12 protein-coding genes are annotated in these 18912 nt (G+C 35.7%); 8 read left to right on the top strand and 4 right to left on the bottom strand.

Annotation, left to right across the window (positions count from 1 at the left end):
- Window positions 1-191 precede the first annotated feature (191 nt).
- The 8 genes from ASE21_RS00210 (at window position 192) to ASE21_RS00175 (ending at window position 11324) form a co-directional block, all read left to right on the top strand.
- A complete protein-coding gene (locus tag ASE21_RS00210) occupies window positions 192-3200 on the top strand; it encodes a SusC/RagA family TonB-linked outer membrane protein (RefSeq protein WP_057120558.1) in 3009 nt (1002 codons plus the stop codon).
- Window positions 3201-3239: 39 nt separating this feature from the next.
- Window positions 3240-4706, top strand: coding sequence for a RagB/SusD family nutrient uptake outer membrane protein (locus ASE21_RS00205; protein WP_242410196.1), 1467 nt, complete (start codon window positions 3240-3242; stop codon window positions 4704-4706).
- A gap of 136 nt (window positions 4707-4842) precedes the next feature.
- Window positions 4843-5805, top strand: coding sequence for a glycoside hydrolase family 43 protein (locus ASE21_RS00200; protein ID WP_057120557.1), 963 nt, complete (start codon window positions 4843-4845; stop codon window positions 5803-5805).
- 51 nt (window positions 5806-5856) lie between these two features.
- Window positions 5857-7152 carry a glycosyl hydrolase family 8 gene (locus ASE21_RS00195; RefSeq protein ID WP_082603410.1) on the top strand — a complete coding sequence of 432 codons (1296 nt, stop codon included), beginning with the start codon at window positions 5857-5859 and terminating at the stop codon, window positions 7150-7152.
- An 11-nt stretch (window positions 7153-7163) separates the two neighbouring features.
- Complete coding sequence (locus ASE21_RS00190; protein WP_057120556.1) at window positions 7164-8291, top strand: alpha/beta hydrolase-fold protein; 1128 nt, start codon at window positions 7164-7166, stop codon at window positions 8289-8291.
- A 193-nt stretch (window positions 8292-8484) separates the two neighbouring features.
- A complete protein-coding gene (locus ASE21_RS00185) occupies window positions 8485-8937 on the top strand; it encodes an Hsp20/alpha crystallin family protein (RefSeq protein ID WP_057121136.1) in 453 nt (150 codons plus the stop codon).
- A 65-nt stretch (window positions 8938-9002) separates the two neighbouring features.
- Complete coding sequence (locus ASE21_RS00180; protein WP_057120555.1) at window positions 9003-10157, top strand: cation:proton antiporter; 1155 nt, start codon at window positions 9003-9005, stop codon at window positions 10155-10157.
- A gap of 267 nt (window positions 10158-10424) precedes the next feature.
- Window positions 10425-11324, top strand: coding sequence for a family 16 glycosylhydrolase (locus ASE21_RS00175; protein ID WP_057120554.1), 900 nt, complete (start codon window positions 10425-10427; stop codon window positions 11322-11324).
- 89 nt (window positions 11325-11413) lie between these two features.
- On the opposite strand, the gene ASE21_RS00170 is transcribed toward ASE21_RS00175, so the two are convergent.
- From ASE21_RS00170 to ASE21_RS00155, 4 genes are all read right to left on the bottom strand, one after another.
- On the bottom strand, window positions 11414-12802 hold the full coding sequence (locus ASE21_RS00170) for an endo-1,4-beta-xylanase (RefSeq protein WP_057120553.1): 1389 nt from the start codon (window positions 12800-12802) through the stop codon (window positions 11414-11416).
- Window positions 12803-12922: 120 nt separating this feature from the next.
- Window positions 12923-14026: a CIA30 family protein gene (locus ASE21_RS00165; protein WP_057120552.1), complete on the bottom strand. Its 1104-nt coding sequence runs from the start codon at window positions 14024-14026 to the stop codon at window positions 12923-12925.
- 6 nt (window positions 14027-14032) lie between these two features.
- Window positions 14033-15556, bottom strand: coding sequence for a RagB/SusD family nutrient uptake outer membrane protein (locus ASE21_RS00160; protein ID WP_057120551.1), 1524 nt, complete (start codon window positions 15554-15556; stop codon window positions 14033-14035).
- Window positions 15557-15616: 60 nt separating this feature from the next.
- On the bottom strand, window positions 15617-18721 hold the full coding sequence (locus tag ASE21_RS00155) for a SusC/RagA family TonB-linked outer membrane protein (RefSeq protein WP_057120550.1): 3105 nt from the start codon (window positions 18719-18721) through the stop codon (window positions 15617-15619).
- Window positions 18722-18912 lie beyond the last annotated feature (191 nt).

Genomic DNA, 18912 nt, shown 5'->3' with positions numbered 1-18912 from the left:
TAAGTTTGCGATATTATTAATTTATCATATTTTTAAATTATTTAAATTTTAATTAAATTATATGTTTTTATAATTATATATTTTTATTAATAGTTTAAAAAAAATATAAAACAACCGATTGTTTTTATGTTTGTTTTTCTATATTTGTTCTAATAAGCAAACTATTTAAACCAAACAAAAAACCACTTAGTATGATGTTAAAAATTAAAATTGCACTCATCGGGCTGCTGATAACCGGCGGCCAGCATTTAATCGCACAATCAAAAACGATTCAGGGTGTTGTTACTGACCCTTCCGGATTTCCGCTTCCCGGTGCGAGTATTATTGTTGAAGGTACACAGAATAGCGCCTCCACAGATTTTGATGGTAAATATTCTTTAAAAGGAGTGAATTCTTCAGATAAGATTACTTTTTCATATGTAGGCTTAATTTCACAGACTATTACGCCTGGAGAAAGAAGTTCAATTAATGTTACTTTAGTACTTTCTACACAAAATTTAAATGAAGTTGTCGTGGCTTATGGAACTCAAAAAAGAACCAAAGTTACGGGAGCAATTTCTACGGTAAGTTCAAAAGACATTGCCGCTGTGCCTATTACAAATGCCGAGTCGGCTTTACAGGGTCGTGCAGCAGGGGTTACCGTTGTTAATGGCGCACCCGGATCAAATCCTACAGTTAGTATTCGTGGTCTGGCCACAATGGGCAACAGTGCACCGTTGTATGTAATTGACGGCGTTTTAACCGGTAATCTTTCGGGTCTGAGTCCTAATGATATTGAAAGTATTTCTGTTTTAAAAGATGCTTCTACAACGGCTTTGTACGGTTCAAAAGCTTTTAATGGCGTTATTGTTGTTACTACAAAAAAAGGAAAAAAAGGCCCAGGACAACTGACATTTAGTACTTACATAGGAGGACAGGAGATCACAAAAAGATATAGTGTTTTAAATACACAGCAATATCTTCAATATGCTAAAGATCTTGGAAGTGATTTAACGGCAAGAGCTGCAGAATTTGGGAATATAACTACCAATTGGCAGGATCAGATTTTTCAAACCGGATTAATGCAGGATTATAACCTCAGCTTTTCTAATGGAACAGAAACCTCTACAGGCCGTTATTCTGCTGAATATTTAAAGCAGGTTGGGGCAGTTATCAATACCGGTTTCGAACGTTATTCCTTTAGGGCAAATAATACGCAGGATATTGGCAGACTTAAAGTAGGAAGCAATATGGGGGTTTCCTTTAGTACCATTAATCCGGAGCGCAGTTCAGGAGGCAGAACCTTATTGGAGCATGCAATCAAAATGGCGCCATACTTTCCAATCTATAATGACCAGAATTTAGGAGGTTATCAGGGACCAAGCGCTATAGACGGAAATGATGCAGAAAATCCTGTTCGCGTAGCTAATTTAGGATATCAGAAAATCAATAATTTATCTATAATTGGAAACATCTTTGCTGAATTGGAAATTTACAAAGGTTTAAAATTTAGATCGCAGGTTTCGTTAGACTATTTTACAAGTAAAGACCATACATTTGTTCCTAGTTATCAGGATGGTTCTTACCACAAACAAGCATTTTCTACTACAGCAGAAACAAATTCTCAAGGACAGACCATCGTTTTTGATAACAGTTTAACCTATAAAACTACAATTGCCGGAAAACATAATATTGAAGTATTAGGAGTAATTACAAAGATTGACGGAAAATCACAAAACTTAATTGCGGGAAGCCGTTATAATATTTCAGACGAAATCGATCAGCTGAGATACAATGAAGGGAATTTAAGCTCGGCTAATTTTGAAGAAAAAAATATTGGTTACATCGCCCGTATTAATTACGATTATAATGATAAATACCTGCTTGCTGTTTCAGGAAGAAGAGATGCATCATCTCGTTTTGGGGCCAATAACCGATGGGGCAATTTTTATTCGGTTGCTTTAGGATGGAATATAGCCAAAGAAAGTTTTATGGAAAATTCGGTTTTCAGTACATTAAAACTAAGAGCCAGTACCGGAACAACAGGAAATGACAGAATTGATAATTACCAATACAGTGCAACCTTGATAGCCAATTATAATTACCCTATCGGGGGAGGAAATGCGCCGGGTGTTTCTCTGGGAGTTGCTTCTAATCCTAATTTGAAATGGGAATCAAAACTGGATCGAAACATAGGTGTGGATTTTGGTTTATTTGATGAAAAATTAACGGGTTCTTTTGAGTATTTCAACAACAAAAGCAGTGATATCCTTTTTGCAGTGCCGCTTCCTGCCTCTGTTGGATCGGCCGGTGGAGGAACTCAGATTCAAAACATTGCCGACGTAAAAGTAAGCGGTTATGAAATAACGCTGGGTTTTAACGATAGAAAAGGAGATTTTACATGGTCTGCAGTAGCAAATTTAGGAACCAGTAAAAATGAAGTAGTAAGTTTAGCGCCGGGTGTAACCAGTGTTTTAGGAGGACCTGCACCTAGGGCAGGTCTGGAAAATTTCTCAAGACTTGAAGTAGGACAGCCGTTATTTTACTTTTACGGATATCAAACTAACGGAATTTATCAGAATCAGGCAGAAGTAGATGCTGTTTTCGGGCCGGGACAGACCACAATCAAACCGGGAGATATTAAAATTGTTGACCGCGACGGAAATAAAATTATCAATGCAAATGATAAAACCAATATCGGAAATCCATATCCTGATTTTACTTACGGTCTTAATCTTAACGCAGCCTATAAAAATTTCGATTTTAATTGTTTTATATCAGGAGTTCACGGAAACGATATTTACAATGCCAACACTTTTGACCTAAAAGGGATGAACCGTTTGTTTAATGCCAGTACAGATGTTTTAGGCAGAGCAAATGTGGTAAATGGCGTTGTTACCAATCCATCTGCAACATTGCCAAGAGCGCAGGGAGCAGACATAAACTGGTCTTCAGCAAACCAGCGTTATATAGAAGACGGTTCTTATACAAGATTAAAAAACATTGCATTAGGATATACATTATCCGGAGATGCATTTAAAGCTTATTTTTCAAAAGTACGATTTTACCTAAGCGGGCAAAATCTTATTACAATTACAGATTACAGTGGGTTAGATCCTGAAATTGCACGTGCAGACGCCAATGCAAATTCTGCAGGTATTGATTTAGGAAGATATCCACAGCCAAAATCTGTAATTTTTGGACTTGATGTTACATTTTAATTTATAATGATGATGAGAAAAATAAAATATATACTTATAATGCTGTCAGGAGTTTTAGCCATAACTTCTTGTGACAGTGGTGAATTAGAATTAACTAATCCGAACACTTTATCCCCTGATACCTTCTTTAAAACTAAAGATCAGGTACAGTCGGCTGTAAATGCATCTTATGCTAATTTACAGACCAGAGGACTTTATGGAAGAAATTTTTCCTTTGCAATGGATCTTATGAGTCAGGAAGCTTTAGGAAATCCACAATTAGAAGGAAACAAAAAACCTTTTCAGGATTTTTCTTTTAATGCAGGAAACGATATTATTCAATTTTATTGGGAATCCTGTTATATAGGAATATCCAGAGCTAATTTTGTCTTGGATAATGCTGATAAAATCAATGCCTTGTCAAATTCAGTTTTACCACAAGAACAGAAAAATAAATTTTTAGCAGAAGCCCATTTTTTAAGAGCTTATTATTATTTTCTGCTGGTGAAACGTTTTGGAGATATCCCAATTTATAAAACCGGAACGATAGTAGGAAACCCGAGAAGCCCTAAGTCAGAGGTATATGCCCTGATTGAAGAGGATCTGGTATTTGCATCTCAAAACCTTTTATCAAAAGGCACAGAATCGCCGGGAAGAGCAAACAAAGGAGCAGCGTATGCCTATTTGGGCAAAGTATTATTATACCAAAAGAAATATAATGAAGCCCTTGCTGCTTTTAATAACGTGACAGGATACAGTCTGGAAGATAAAGGGAATTTTTACAACAACTTTATGGAAGAAACCGAACACGGTAAAGAATCAATTTTTGAAATTGAATTTGATGAAAAGAATGGAACAGGAGACCAATGGGGTTCTCAAGGAGACAGCGGCGGAACCGGTTTTGAAGAATCAACACTAAGAGGACAGGAATATGGTAATCTAAGCTGGTACAATGTCTATCCTTCAGACGATTTGTTAGATTCGTATGAAGCAGGAGATAATCGTTTTGGAGATACTTTTTATGTGCCGGGTTCAACCTATTTGAAAGGAACGAAGGTAATGGTGCCAAGTAATTTTACAACCTCTGCGGGGATTAGAAGAGCGGGCTGGAAAAAATATCAAAACTATTATACAAGAGAAGATGAAGCGACAAGGTCAAGTATTAATTTTAAAGTGATGCGCTACGCAGATGTGCTGCTGATGAAAGCTGAATGTGAAAACCAAAGAGACGGCGGTTCTCAAACGGCAGCGATTGCATACATTAAAGAAGTTAGGGACAGAGCCAATTTACCAACAAATATTGCTCCTACAAAAGAAGCCGTATTTGCTGCTATTGTTCACGAACGTAAAGTTGAATTAGCGGGAGAACAAGTTCGTTTTGACGATATTATAAGATGGGGTATTGCAAATACCGAATTGCAGGGAACAGGCTTTACCGCTGGTAAAAGTGAATTATGGCCTATACCAAACAGAGAAACCTCTTCGAATCCTAATATAAAACCAAGTGATAATAATCCTGGTTATTAAAAGAGTTAAATATTGGTTAGTTTAAGTTAGTTTTTTTGATAAACAGCGCATTGGTTTTGCGCTGTTTATTGTTATATAATCTTTCTGTTTTTACTTAAAGGGATTCATTATTCTAATTCAACCCAAAAAATAAAAAATGAAAAATACAGTCCAAATTTCATTATTGCTGATATGCTGTTTAGTAGTTTTTAAGGCAAAATCACAAAATCCTATAATCAAAGATATTTTTACTGCAGATCCGGCTCCTCTGGTACACAACGGAATTCTCTATTTGTATACCGGACATGACGTCGCTGTTCCGGAAGACACTAATTATAAAATGGCAGACTGGCATGTGTTTTCGACTACAGATATGAAAACATGGAAAGATTATGGAGCACCTCTTTCACCGGAAACATTTTCCTGGGCAACAGGTGATGCTTATGCGGCTCAGTGTGTGGAGAAAAACGGCAGGTTTTATTGGTTTGTTTCTACATTTCACAAAAAAGACGATAGAAGTGCAGGAGGTGCGGCAATTGGCGTAGCGGTTTCTGACAGTCCGGTTGGACCTTTTAAAGACGCAATTGGTAAGGCATTAATTACCAACGAAATGACAACAGATATGAAACATGCCTGGGATGATATAGATCCTACCGTATTTATCGATGATGACGGAAAAGCCTATATGTACTGGGGAAATGGCAGTTGTAAATGGGTTAAACTAAAAGATAACATGACAGAAATAGATGGAACCATCCATACTTTTAAACCTAAAAATTATATTGAAGGACCTTGGTTATACAAAAGAAAAGGATTGTATTATCTGGTTTATGCCAGCGAAGGTACAAAGCCTGAAATGATTGAATATTGTACAGCCAAAAGTCCAACGGGACCATGGAATTACACAGGAATTATTCAGGAAAATGTACAGAATAGTTTTACGACACATCCCGGTATTATTGATTATAAAGGCAAATCATACTTTTTTTATCATAACGGAAGTCTGCCCACAGGCGGAAGTTACAGACGTTCAGTTTGTGTAGATTATATGTATTATAATAAAGATGGAAGTATTCAAAAAATAATACAAACTACGGAAGGTGTTAGTGAAATTAAGTAAAAATCATCTGTTTTTTATTTTTTACCATTCTTAATATTAAAAACAAAATCCATGGATAAAAATAACATTTGTAAAACTCAACTCTGGGATAAAATCCCAATTATGATTTGGATTTATGTACTGCTTATTCCCGTTCTGTTGACAGGTCAAAATAAAAATAAAGCTGAAAAAACAAATTTCAAAAACCCTCATTATCGCAATCTTTTTAAGGAAGCGGGTTACAGTCAGGCTGAAATTGACAAAAAATTATCCAAAGCTTATTATGATATTTTTGAAGGACCAAACAAGGTCTATTTTGAAGAAAACGATTCGACAGGATATGTTTCGGATATCAAAAATAATGATGCCCGAACGGAAGGAATGTCGTATGGAATGATGGTTGCCGTACAACTCAATAAAAAAGATGTTTTTGACCGTCTGTGGCGCTGGTCTGTAAAATACATGCAGCATCAGGATGGTCCGCGTGAAGCTTATTTTGCGTGGAGTGTAAATCCGCATACTAAAAAACAAAATTCTCCGGGTTCAGCTTCAGATGGAGAATTATATTATTTAACCAGCCTGCTTTTTGCTTCCAATAAATGGGGCAATGAAACAGGAATAAATTATTATAAGGAAGCAAGAAGGATATTAGATGCGATGTGGAAAAAAGACGGTTCCAATAATGTGTATAATATTATAAATACTGAGCATAAACAAATCTCTTTTGTGCCCGAAGGAGGCGGTTATAACTGGACAGACCCATCTTACCATGTTCCCGCATTTTATGAAATATGGGCTTTATATGCTAAAGACGGCCATGAAGAGTTTTATAAAGAATGTGCTGAGGTTTCCCGTGATTTTCTTCATAAGGCCTGTCATCCGGTAACGGGATTAACCTCAGATTATACTGAGTTTAGCGGAGAACCGCATCCTGCACCATGGATGCCGCCAGCGTTTCGATATGATTCCTGGCGTGTTCCGATGAATATAGCGATGGATTATACCTGGTACGGAAAAGATAAAAAGCGGCAGGAAGAATACGCTAAAAGATTTCAGGATTTTCTTCGGTCTAAAGGATTGGATTCCTATGTAGATCAATACAATGTGGATGGTTCTACTCCGGATTTTATCCTTCAGGCCGGACCTGTTAAAAAGCTCAGACATTCGTTCGGATTAGTATCGACAGCAGCTGCGGCCTCATTAGTAAATCAAGATCAAAAAAGCATGGATTTTGTTCATGCAGTTTGGAATGCCAGACTCGAACCTTATAGCGATGGCTATTTTGATCCTTATTATGATGGTTTAATGTATCTTTTCAGCTTAATGCATTTAAGCGGCAATTATCAAATTATAACACCGAAAAGTTAATTAATAAAACTATGAAAAAGTATTTTATCACTATCGTATTGGTTTTTATTTTGTCTGGCTTTGCAGGTTCTGCACAAACAAACCAGACTTCTGTTATGGACGATTTTAAGCCTTCGACACTTAATCAGCCCGGGCAGGAATATCCTCAGGTCAATTCGCAGGGTTATGCACGATTTCAAATTTTGGCTCCCGAAGCTAAGTCTGTAATAGTAAGCCTTGGATTAGGAGGCGCAAAAGGAGGAACCGTTCTAACAAAGGGAGAAGATGGTTATTGGAGAGGAACAACCTCCGGCGCAATGGACGAAGGGTTTCATTATTATCATGTAACTATTGACGGAGGCATTTTTAATGATCCCGGGACACTCAATTTTTATGGTTCTACACGTTGGGAAAGCGGTATTGAAATACCAGCGCACGATAAAGATTTTTATGCATTAAAAAATGTACCTCATGGAAATGTGCAGCAAATTCTTTTTCCTTCAAAAAGCACCAGTACTTCACGAAGAGCTTTTGTTTATACTCCTCCGGGTTATGACAATGACAAAACGAAAAAATATCCGGTTTTATATTTACAGCATGGCTGGGGAGAAGACGAAACAGCCTGGAGTAATCAGGGGCATGTAAATTTAATAATGGATAATTTGATTGCAGCAAACAAAATAAAACCATTCGTTATTGTTATGACTTACGGAATGACAAATGAAATTAAATATGGCGGACTGGCAAGTTTCAAAATAGAACCTTTTCAAACCGTTCTTACAGAAGAATTGATACCGTATGTAGATTTAAACTTTCGGACACTTTCTAATCAGGCCAATCGTGCAATGGCCGGACTGTCAATGGGAGGAATGGAAACTCATAGCATAACGATCAACAAGCCAGATATTTTTTCGCATTTTGCACTGCTGAGCGGTGGTACTTATAAACCAGAAGAAATAAAAGATAAATCAAAAGTAAAGCTGGTTTTTATAAGCTGCGGCAGCCGCGAAAAACCGGAATCTGTACAAAATGCAGTAAAAAGTTTAAAAGATGCCGGGTTCAATGCTGTTTCTTATATTTCTGAAAATACGGCTCATGAATTTTTAACCTGGCGCCGAAGTTTTAAAGAGTTAGCTCCGCTTTTATTTTTAGAGCCTTAACCTGATTATAATATTAACTCACTTTCAGCTTATGATAAAAAGACTTAATTGAATTGTCAGAAAAATGACATTTTTTCACTTTGAAATTCTGAAAAAATGACATAATTTTCCAATGGCATATTTTTTGTTTTTTTGATAACGCACACCGTGCAAGTTCAAAAATTTATTGTATAACAATTTAAAAATTACTGTTATGAATCTTATTAAAAGAAATGGAAACCGTATTCCGGCTTTTCCAGGCTTGTTTTTTGATGATGTTTTTGGCCGCGATCTTTTCAATTGGGAAAACAACAATTTTTCAACAACAAGCACAACGCTGCCGTCAGTAAACATAAAAGAAACTGCTGACAATTATGAAGTTGAAGTTGCCGCTCCGGGTATGAATAAGGATGACTTCAAAATTACCCTGGACAACGGACAGCTGATTATCTCTTCTGTAAAAGAAAATGAGGTAAACAGTCAGGAAGAAAATTTTACCCGCAGAGAGTTCAGCTATCAGTCCTTCCAGAGAAGCTTTGTACTTCCTAAAAACGTAGTTGATGAGGAAAAGATAAGCGCCCGTTATGAAAACGGACTTTTATTGCTGTCTATTCCAAAAATGGAGCAGGCCAGACAAAAAGCTCCAAGAATGATTGATATTCTTTAATTAAATTAAATTGCAACACCTTGAAAGCTGCCCATTAAGGCAGCTTTCTTCATAAACGCTTCATTATGTTATCTCAATTATTTTCCGGGATATCGGTGATGTCCTTTGTAATTTTATTATTGATTTTACTGCTTCGACGACTAAAGCAGCCTTATTTTATTGCCTATATCGCATGCGGAGTTCTTTTGGGACCACATATTTTAAATATTATTCACGAGGTTGATGTGATTTTAGAACTCGGCGAAATCGGGATTGTTTTTTTACTGTTTTCAGTTGGTAACGAGATTGATCTTCAGTATCTGAAACATAATTTTTCTAAACCTCTTCTCATTGCATTTGTGCAGGTAATATTGAGTTTTATATGCATGTATTTTATAGGTACTTATGCAGGATGGCCCATTAGGACCATAATATTGACTGCTTTTGTTATAAGTATCAGCAGCTCGGCGATAGTGTTTCAATATCTGGCAAGAACCGGAGAAATTAAGAGTCAGCTTGGTACCATTACATGCGGGGTTTTACTGATACAGGATATTTTGGTAATTCCTATGATGCTGGTACTTAATTGTATGTCAGGAACTAATGTTTCTCCTTTACAATTTCTAAAAGTAATTTTAGGAGGAGCATTGATGATTATTTTCTTAAGAGCAGTTATTACAAAAAAGAATTTTAAAATTCCTATGGGAAAAGAGATTGCTGCTGATCATGAATTACAGGTTTTTATTGGTTTTTCGCTATGTTTTGGTATGGCATGGTTAAGTGGATGGTTTGGGCTTTCTACAGCTTTTGGTGCATTTATTTCAGGAATAGTGATTGGTCATGATAAGGCAACGCGCTGGCTGGGAAAATCGCTTATTCCGTTTAAAGTATTTTTTATGGCATTCTTTTTTATGGCAGTTGGATTGCAGTTAGATCTTCATTTCTTCATAAAAAATGCGATGACCATCATTATAATTTCTCTTGCCGTACTGGTAATTAATAGTTTTCTTAATGCCATCCTGTTCAGGATCGTAAAAAATTCATGGCGTGACAGTATATACGGTGGTGCTCTTTTGGCTCAAATTGGCGAGTTTAGTTTTGTTCTGATGACTATGGCTGCTAATTTAAAACTGGTAGAAAATTTTACTTATCAGTTAACACTGGCCGTGATTACTTTAACCATGCTTTTGACAACTATATGGCTAATGATTATTCAAGGGCTGATTTACAGATTAAAATGAAAATTGTATAGGGTAATTTCCTCAAGAAACTTACTATTTTACTGCAGCTGCGGTATTTAATTACAACATTTGTGCTATTAAGTGCATCAAATTTACTTTCTGGTTTTTTAGTATAAAGTTATTTTTGTGAGAAATGATTTTAGTATTTTCAGGTGTGTGAGTGATTTAAAATAATGATTTCAGAATACTTATTTTAAATGGCTTGGATGAAAACGAAATATAATCAGCTTCACTACAATTAATAAATTAACCTCTAAAAAACAATTGATGAAAAAATTAAGCGGGATTACCTTAACACTGACATGCGCTCTTGTGTTTGCGTCATGCTTTGAAAATTCGGGGCTGGAAAAAAAAGCAAATACAAGTGACAATAAAAAAGCGGAATCTCCTTGGATAAAACAATTTGAAGATACTTTTGATGCAGGGTCGGCACTTGCCAAGTGGACAAAAGTACAGCGTACAGATTATAACTCTCAATATTGTGACTATAAAAGTTTTGTACCTTCAATACAGTCAAGAGATGGAAAAGGATGTTTGGAAATAAAGGCTGAAAAACTGGGAACAGGTAAATATCAATCCGGATTGGTAAAATCAATTTACCAGTTTAAACCTGAAAATAATACAGAATACCTTCTGGCGGCTAATATTAAGTTAATAGCAATGGATGGTGCCAATTATAAGTCATTTACAGATACATACGGAGCGTGGCCTGCTTTTTGGTCAGTTCAGGAAGACGGATGGCCTGTTTATGGAGAAATTGATATTATGGAAGGATATTCCTTTGCTCCAAATGCATCTCGTTTTGCATCCAATCTTTTTTATGGCACAGTTATCGGAAAAAATGAATTAGGAAATCAGGCAGAGCGACAATATCCTTCCGGATTTAATATTAATGGAAATAATGGATGGCATTTATACGAATGTTTCTGGAAGATGAAGGATAATGTAGTAACTATAACAATTAAAGTCGATAATACAATTGTCTCTACTTATACAAACAACAGTGTTTCCAAACTTAATCTAAATAAATTCGGAAATCATAATATAATTTTAAATATGAATGTGGGATCAAATGATGCTAGTTTTATAAATCCCAATAAAATTAATCTGTTTACAGCTGTTATGATGTGGGTAGATGATGTTTCAGTGTCTAAAAGATCTCTATAATAAATTAAGTATTTTCAGAAGTAAAAGCACTTAAATAAAAAACACCACTTATTTAAAGTGGTGTTTTTTGTTTTGATTGTATTTTCAGTTTAATTTAAACCTTCAAGAAATCCGGTATGCGAACTCTTGACAGCAAAATTTGAATCATAGAGTAAAGGCCAGTCATTTCCCGGGTGATTTAGTTCTGTACTGTACGGAATCCAAGATTCGTTATCCTTCATTCCCCAAATTGTTAAGGCGTATTTATTTGCCGCAGGAAGCGAATTATAAATTTTCACCATTTCTTTGTATTTCTCTTTTTGTGCAAGTCTTCTTTCGTTTGTAAAAGAAGAAATATCATTAAATTGGTTTACCTGTATGTCTAATTCAGAAACATGGATTTTTAAACCTTTTGCAACAGCTCTTTTAAGATCAGTTTCTATCTGGGCTTTGGTTGGGCTTAAATAAGTGTTGTGCATTTGAAAACCAAGGCCATCAATTACATTGCTTGTTTTTAAATCATCTACAATACTAAAAACCTTATCTTGTTTTGCAATATTTGTAGAAGTAGCATAATCGTTGTAGAATAGTAATAAAGAGGTATCACCAGCGGCAATTGCAGCATTTCTTGCCCATTGAAAACAATCTTTTACATAATTAGGTCCCATACGCTGAAGGAAAATGGTATTTCTCATCGTGCCGCCATTGTCATCTACAGCTTCATTAACCACATCCCATGATTTGACTTTTCCCGCATAATGGGTAACAACCACTGTAATATATTTTTTTACTTCTGCAGCAAATTCAGCATCAGTACCAGAGAAATCTTTTAACCACTGCGGTACAGCATTATGCCATACTAATGCATGACCGTGAACATTGATGTTATTGGCATTTCCATATGCTACAATTTTATCAGCTGTAGTCCAGTTGTAAACACCGCTTGCCGTAGAAATTTGATCCATTTTCATTTCATATTCGGCAGAAATACTGCTGAATTCATTTTTCAGAATAACATCATAAGGACTGCCATTAGTAAGCTGCGAGGCTTTTATCGCCATACCAACAAAGAATGGATTTGCTAATTGATTTACCTTTACTTTTAAAAAAGCAGGATCTTCAGGAATACCGCTGGAACCGGTAGTAACAATACTAATTACATTTGAGTAATCAGAGATCTGAGTATCTGATTTAGCTCTTACCCGATAAAAATACTGTGTTCCTCCAGTTAAACCTACAACAACTTCATTTAAATCCGTAACTTCTTTTGCATTGTAATTAGGTATAAAAGTGGCAAAATCTTCGCTGGCAGAAACATCCAGAAGATAGCTTTTTGAATTAGAAACATAATTCCATTTTGCTTTAAAACCATTATCATTTATATCCTTTGCCGGGTTTGCAACTGGCGTTTCTAAAATAGAAGCCTCTTCATTATCGTCTTTTGAGCAGGCATTTAAAAAGACCAGGCATATCAGCATTAATAAATATTTAATTTTCATACTGTGTTTTTATTATAGAATATTCTTTTTACAGAATGTCCTTATTTATAGTTATTTATTTGGTTTACTTTTTATAAAGAGGCTGTTTCAACTGCAGCCTCTTTTTAAAGCTGAAAACAATTATTGGTAGCGAATTTTAATATTATCAAATTTAATTGCACTTGGATTTGGCGTGTCTCCCTGGGCAATCCCGACTTTAATTTCATTAATTTTAGATGGATTTAAAGTGGCAGCTGTGTTAGAACCAAATCCGTAATTATCTTTAAAGTCAGCAATTGAAATTGTTTTTGTCGTCCAGTTTACATCTGTAATTTTAAAATTATAGCCATAATTTACGCCGTCGATAGTATTTAACTGAATGGCAAATTGAGCACCGACTACATTTGCACTTACATCAATATCTATATAAGCTTTTGCAGCATCTGTATTAGATGCACTTAGAAAACTCGCGCCGCCGCCGCCGCTGCTTCCGTTATAACCATTTGCGGTTGAACCAGCCCATACTAATGTAGTATAATTACCTGTTGGGCCTCCGGAAGTACTGGTATTAAAGCTCTCGACATCACCATATGAAGTCCACTCGGTTCTAACACCATTTCCGTCAAAATCAGATACCAAAACTATTGTAGCAAAATCGATTGTTTTTTTTGCCGCACCTCCTGGTGTCGTAATGACAAGTTCTGATCCTGAAACTGCATTTGCAGGTAAACCGACAATAATTGAAGAAGACGATTTTACAGTATAACTTAGTGTTTTTCCTGCTAAGGTTACCGATGAAATATTATAAAACCAGGTACCTTCAATTTCCAGAGGAAATCCGGGAGTAGCTACTGCCGGAGTTGTTTTTGTAATTGTTGGAACAGGCTGTAAAATTTCAATATTTTTAGTTAGTGAACCAGAAGTAGTTACAAATGTAATAGGCTGTACCCCAAACCTGCTTCCTAGTTTTTCATCAAAGGGAATAGTGAAAATAAAAGACTTATCTGAATTGTAGTTTGGATTAAAACTGATATCAATTTTGTTATCCAGCGTAATTTTTTTTAATCCTTCTAAACCTTTTCCTTCCACTCTGACTTTATTTAATGGAAAAGCCTGATTAAGTAAATCTCCCGGTTCTGCAACCATTGCATCTACATTTGCAGTAACAGCATCATCGTTATCGCAAGCTGTAAAAGCAGTCAATGCGAAAAGAATTAGAATTGTATATTTTATTTTATTGATCATAATAAGTTAGTTAAAGTTAAAAGGAACCGGAGGCTCTAATAATGATGGATTAGTATCAATAGCAGACTGTGGTAATGGCAGTTCAAAATAATTGCTTCCGGGAGTTATCTTTCTGGAAATTAATTCTGTTCTGGCATCATCAGAATAAAATCCAACTTCCTGCTGCGAAATTATTGCTGCTGCTTCAGTCAGACCGCGGCGTTTCAAATCGAAGAAATACTGTCCTTCAAGTGCAAATTCAACTCTTCTTTCATTAAAAAGGTCGTCTCTTGTCAGTACTGTTTTGGCTGGTAATCCTGCTCTTGCTCTAACTTCATTGAATGAACTTAAGGCAGCCGCAGAAGTAGTTGAACCGGCTCCGGCCAAAATCGCTTCAGCATTCATTAGTAAAATATCAGAATATCGTAATATGATTGTGTTTTGTGAAGTTCTCATAAAAAACACATCGTTTCTTTCGGCTGCAGAACCTACAATGTATTTCCTGAAATTAGCTGCCGTAGAAGAGTAGATTTTTTTGTACAGAAAACCGCCCTGATTTTTTAATAATTCAGGATAAAAGTCACCGTCTGTCATAATTGTACTCTTTTTTCTGGTGTCTTTTGGTTCAAATCCATTTTGTAATGAGATTGAAGGAAGATAAACGCCCCATCCGTCACCTCCGCCTGTAATTCCCGTACCTCCGGGAACTATATAGGCCTGATTTGTATTTTGTGTTCCCCATTCTGTAGCAATAGCTTTCCACTGCAGGGCAAACATACTTTCTGCACTGTTATTATTCTCCGGACTGCTGAACAAGTTTCCGTAATCCTGAATTAAAGTATATTGTTTTCCAATAATGTTTTGAGTCAGCGCAGCACACTCTGCATATTCATTTAAAGTTAAATGCACTTTTGCAAGAATACCCATAGCGGCATATTTAGTAACATATCCTTTCTTTAATGATCTCTCTGGTAAATTTGTTACAGCGTATTCTAAATCCTGTTTAATGAATTTATAAACATCAGCAACAAGGTTCCTTTTTGGCTGTGCGGCAGAACCTGCTTTATTGATAATAGGCACTGCACCAAAAGTTCTTACCAAATAGAAATAAGCATTAGCTCTCATGAATCGGGATATTGCGATAGCATTTTTATAAGATGCTTCCGGCAGCTCGCTTTTTCTGTCTTCGACTAAACTCATTAAATTATTCGATTGATCGATAACCGAAAACAACGAAACGTATCCTTCTGTCAGGATTGGGTTTTGTGACGTTACCTGAGCATCTTTAAACTGCGCATACGCTCCATCAAATGTAAAAGCATTTCCGGCATACATGTCGCCAACAGCAATCAGGAATTTATCATTAAAGGTAAACCACGGTTTAAAATACAAACTCTCGGCAATTCCGTCAAAAGCTGTAACGCCTTCAGGCAAATCGCCAGGAGTTAACTGATTTTCAGATGGTGCATCTAAAAACTCATCTGAACAGGAAAATAAAGACAGCAATGGTATCAGCATTCCCATCATAAAAAGTTTAAAAAGTTTTTTCATAACTATTTTTTTTATTTTAATGATTGTAGATCATTAAGTTAAAGGTGTTTTTTATCAATCTTAGAATTCTAAATTCACTCCAACAGAAGTTGTTCTAGGCACAGGATAACGTCCTAAATCAATACCGCTTAATGTTATATTCTGGTCTAAATTTCCAAGGGCAGGATCAAAACCGGTATATTTTGTAAACGTGTATAAATTTTGAACATTTACATACAATCTTACTTTAGAAATAAAAGAATTATCGAATATTTTGTTTGGAAGATCATAACTTAAAGAAACATTTTGAATTCGTAAATAAGAACCGTCTTCAACAAATCGATTGGAAATTCTTCCGTTACCATTTGGGTCATTAAGTGTAATTCTTGGTACATCTGTATTTTCGTTTACTCCGGGTTCAAAAGCCTGCATTGCCTGAGTAGTGACATTTCCAAATCTATCCCCAAATCCCGGATAAATTCCATCAGTATAATGACGGGTAAAATTGTAAATTTGGCTGCCCTGACTTCCTGTTAACACCACAGATAGACTAATGTTTTTATACTTAAAGTTGTTTGTGAATGCATAAGTAAAATCAGGAATTGCATCGCCAATAGCTGTTTGGTCTTTACTGTCAATTTTTCCATCACCGTTAAGATCCTTAAAACGAATATCTCCAATTCCTGTTCCTGTTTCCTGAATTGGTCCTGCCGCTAATTCGGCAGCATTTTTAAACAATCCGTCTGTTACATATCCATAAAATTGTCCTACCGGTTCTCCTTCTGTAGTTCTGGTAACGTTATACAAATCAAATTGTACTTTTCCTAACAAAGATTTGCCCTGACCCTGAAAGCGTGTCAGTTCATTATTATATTTTGAAAAGATAATTGTACTGTCCCAGGTAAAATTTTCGGTCGAAATGTTTCTTGTGTTTAAAGTTAGCTCAATACCTTTGGTTACAATTTCACCAGTATTCAGATAATAATTAAGTGCACTTTGATTGGATTCATCATTGATTTGCTTGGTAAGGAAATCGGATGAATTTTTAATATAATAATCAAAATCTAATTTTACTCTGTTGTTCAGCATTGCCAATTCAAAACCGGCATTGAAAGATTTAAGAGATTCCCATTTAATATCAGGGTTTCCTAAATTGTCAATTGTTGGAGAAACACCTCCAAAGGGAGAAGAAAGCAATGATAAAATAGTCTGGTATCTGTTGGCCGGAATATTTTGATTTCCTACCAGACCGTAACCGGCCCTAAATTTCAGGTAATTGATGCTTGAAGATAAAGGCTCAAAGAATTTTTCATTACTTACTGTCCATCCTGCTGAAAAAGAAGGGAAATAACCCCATTTATTATTTGGACCAAAATTTGAAGAAGCATCTGCTCTTAGAGAAGCCGAAAAAGAATATCTGTCAGAAAAGCTGTAATTTAATCTCGAGATATAAGAAGCCATAGACCATCTTCCGGAACCATTTCCATTCAATGCAGTATCAATATCACCAATATTTAAGTTGGTAAAATCTTTATTTAAAAACTCACCCGTTCTGTAGCCGCTTAAATATTCATACTGACTTTCCTGTGCTTCCTGACCTAATAAGAAAGTAAAATTGTGTTTTTCGTTAATTGTTTTATTATACGTTAAATAATTTTTGATGTTCCAATAATAACTTTGGTCTTGTTGTTTAAATGATTTATTTAAAAGTTCAGATACATTGCCTAAAGTATACTTTGGGGCAAAAGCTTTATTTTTTGAAAAGTTCAGATCATATCCTAATTCGGTTCTAAAAACCAGTCCTTTGATAAGAGTAAAATCAGCAAATAAATTACCATTAATTTTAAATCTTTCAGTAGTCGAATTATTGTATTCCGCCAAAGCGATTGGATTAGTTGCTTCATTTGCCGACGATCCTAAACCTGTTGTTGGCCCTGCATACGAACCATCCGCAGATCTGACTGGTAATTCCGGAGATTGTCTTAATGCATTCATTACCAAACCGCCCCTGTCATCGTTTCTTACGACTTGCTGAGATGATTTACTTACAGATAAGCTGTTGCCAATTTTTAACCATGATTTTACATTAGAATCAACATTTAATCGCATCGATAATCTGTTGAAATCTGAATTTAAAACAATTCCTTCCTGATCAAAATAGTTCAGAGAAGTATAATAACGTGTTCCTTCTTTTTCTCCCGAAAATGACAATTGATGATTGTACATCGTAGCAGTTCTAAAAAGTTCGTCCTGCCAGTTTGTTCCGTTTCCTAATAAATCTGGTTTTTGATATTGATAGGGAACAGGCTCTCCGTTTAATTTATAGATTTTGGCCTGATATTTTGCGTATTGGGGTAAGTTTAAAACATCAACCGTATTGGTTACTTCCTGAGTTCCTAAATAGGTTTCATAGGTAAATTTTGATTTTCCTTTTTTTCCTTTTTTAGTTGTAATCAAAACCACACCGTTTGCGCCGTTTGCACCATATATTGCCGTTGCCGATGCATCTTTTAAGATATCAATAGTTTCAATATCTGAAATATTTAAACCAGACAAAGCGGAGTTTTTAGTTTGTCCGTTTCCTCCGCCCAATGCGCTGAACGAAAAGGAGTCGTTATTTTTATCTGCAAAAACCGGCGTTCCGTCAATAACATATAAAGGTTCATTTCCGTTAATAGAAGTAATTCCTCTAATCTGTACAGAAATTCCGCCGCCCGGCGTTCCTGAATTTTGAGTAACATTTACACCAGCCGCTTTACCAACAAGAGCCTGATCGATAGAGGTAAACGGCTTGTCCTGAATTTCAGAAGCTTTGATAGAAGAGACAGCACCATTGATATCTTTTCTTTTTGAAGTTCCGTACCCAATAACGACTACCTCATTTAATTTCTCCAGGTCATTTACCATAGTCACCTGCATAACTGATTTTGTATCTGCCGGTAATGATAAATTTTTATATCCTACATAACTAAAAAGAAGCAAAGCTTTTGGTTCTACATTGTTTAAAACAAAACTGCCGTCAAAATCTGTGACTGTTCCGTTTTTTGTTCCTTGTACTATTACACTAACACCCGGCAGACTGGCGCCGCCTGATGTTACTTTACCTTTAACAGTTTGAGCGAAGAAAAAATTTCCCCACATACATACTATCAAACACAATAGTTTTTTTAATGTTTTTTTCTGCATAAAATTTGGTTGTTAGTTGACTTGAAATAATTAGTTAATCGTTAAGTTTTAGAAAAACATTTAAAATTTTGGTTTTTTGCCGGTTGCTTATTTTGAGTTTTGGCAGGACAACTTTTTTCTTAAATATTTCTTAACGAAAGTAAATTGTAGAGGTGTTGTATTGTAGAACATATGATGCATATTGTACAACA

The sequence above is a fragment of the Flavobacterium sp. Root901 genome, assembly GCF_001429765.1.
Taxonomy (GTDB): domain Bacteria; phylum Bacteroidota; class Bacteroidia; order Flavobacteriales; family Flavobacteriaceae; genus Flavobacterium.
Note: the sequence above shows the minus strand (reverse complement) of the source record. Positions and strands in the feature narration are given on the sequence as shown.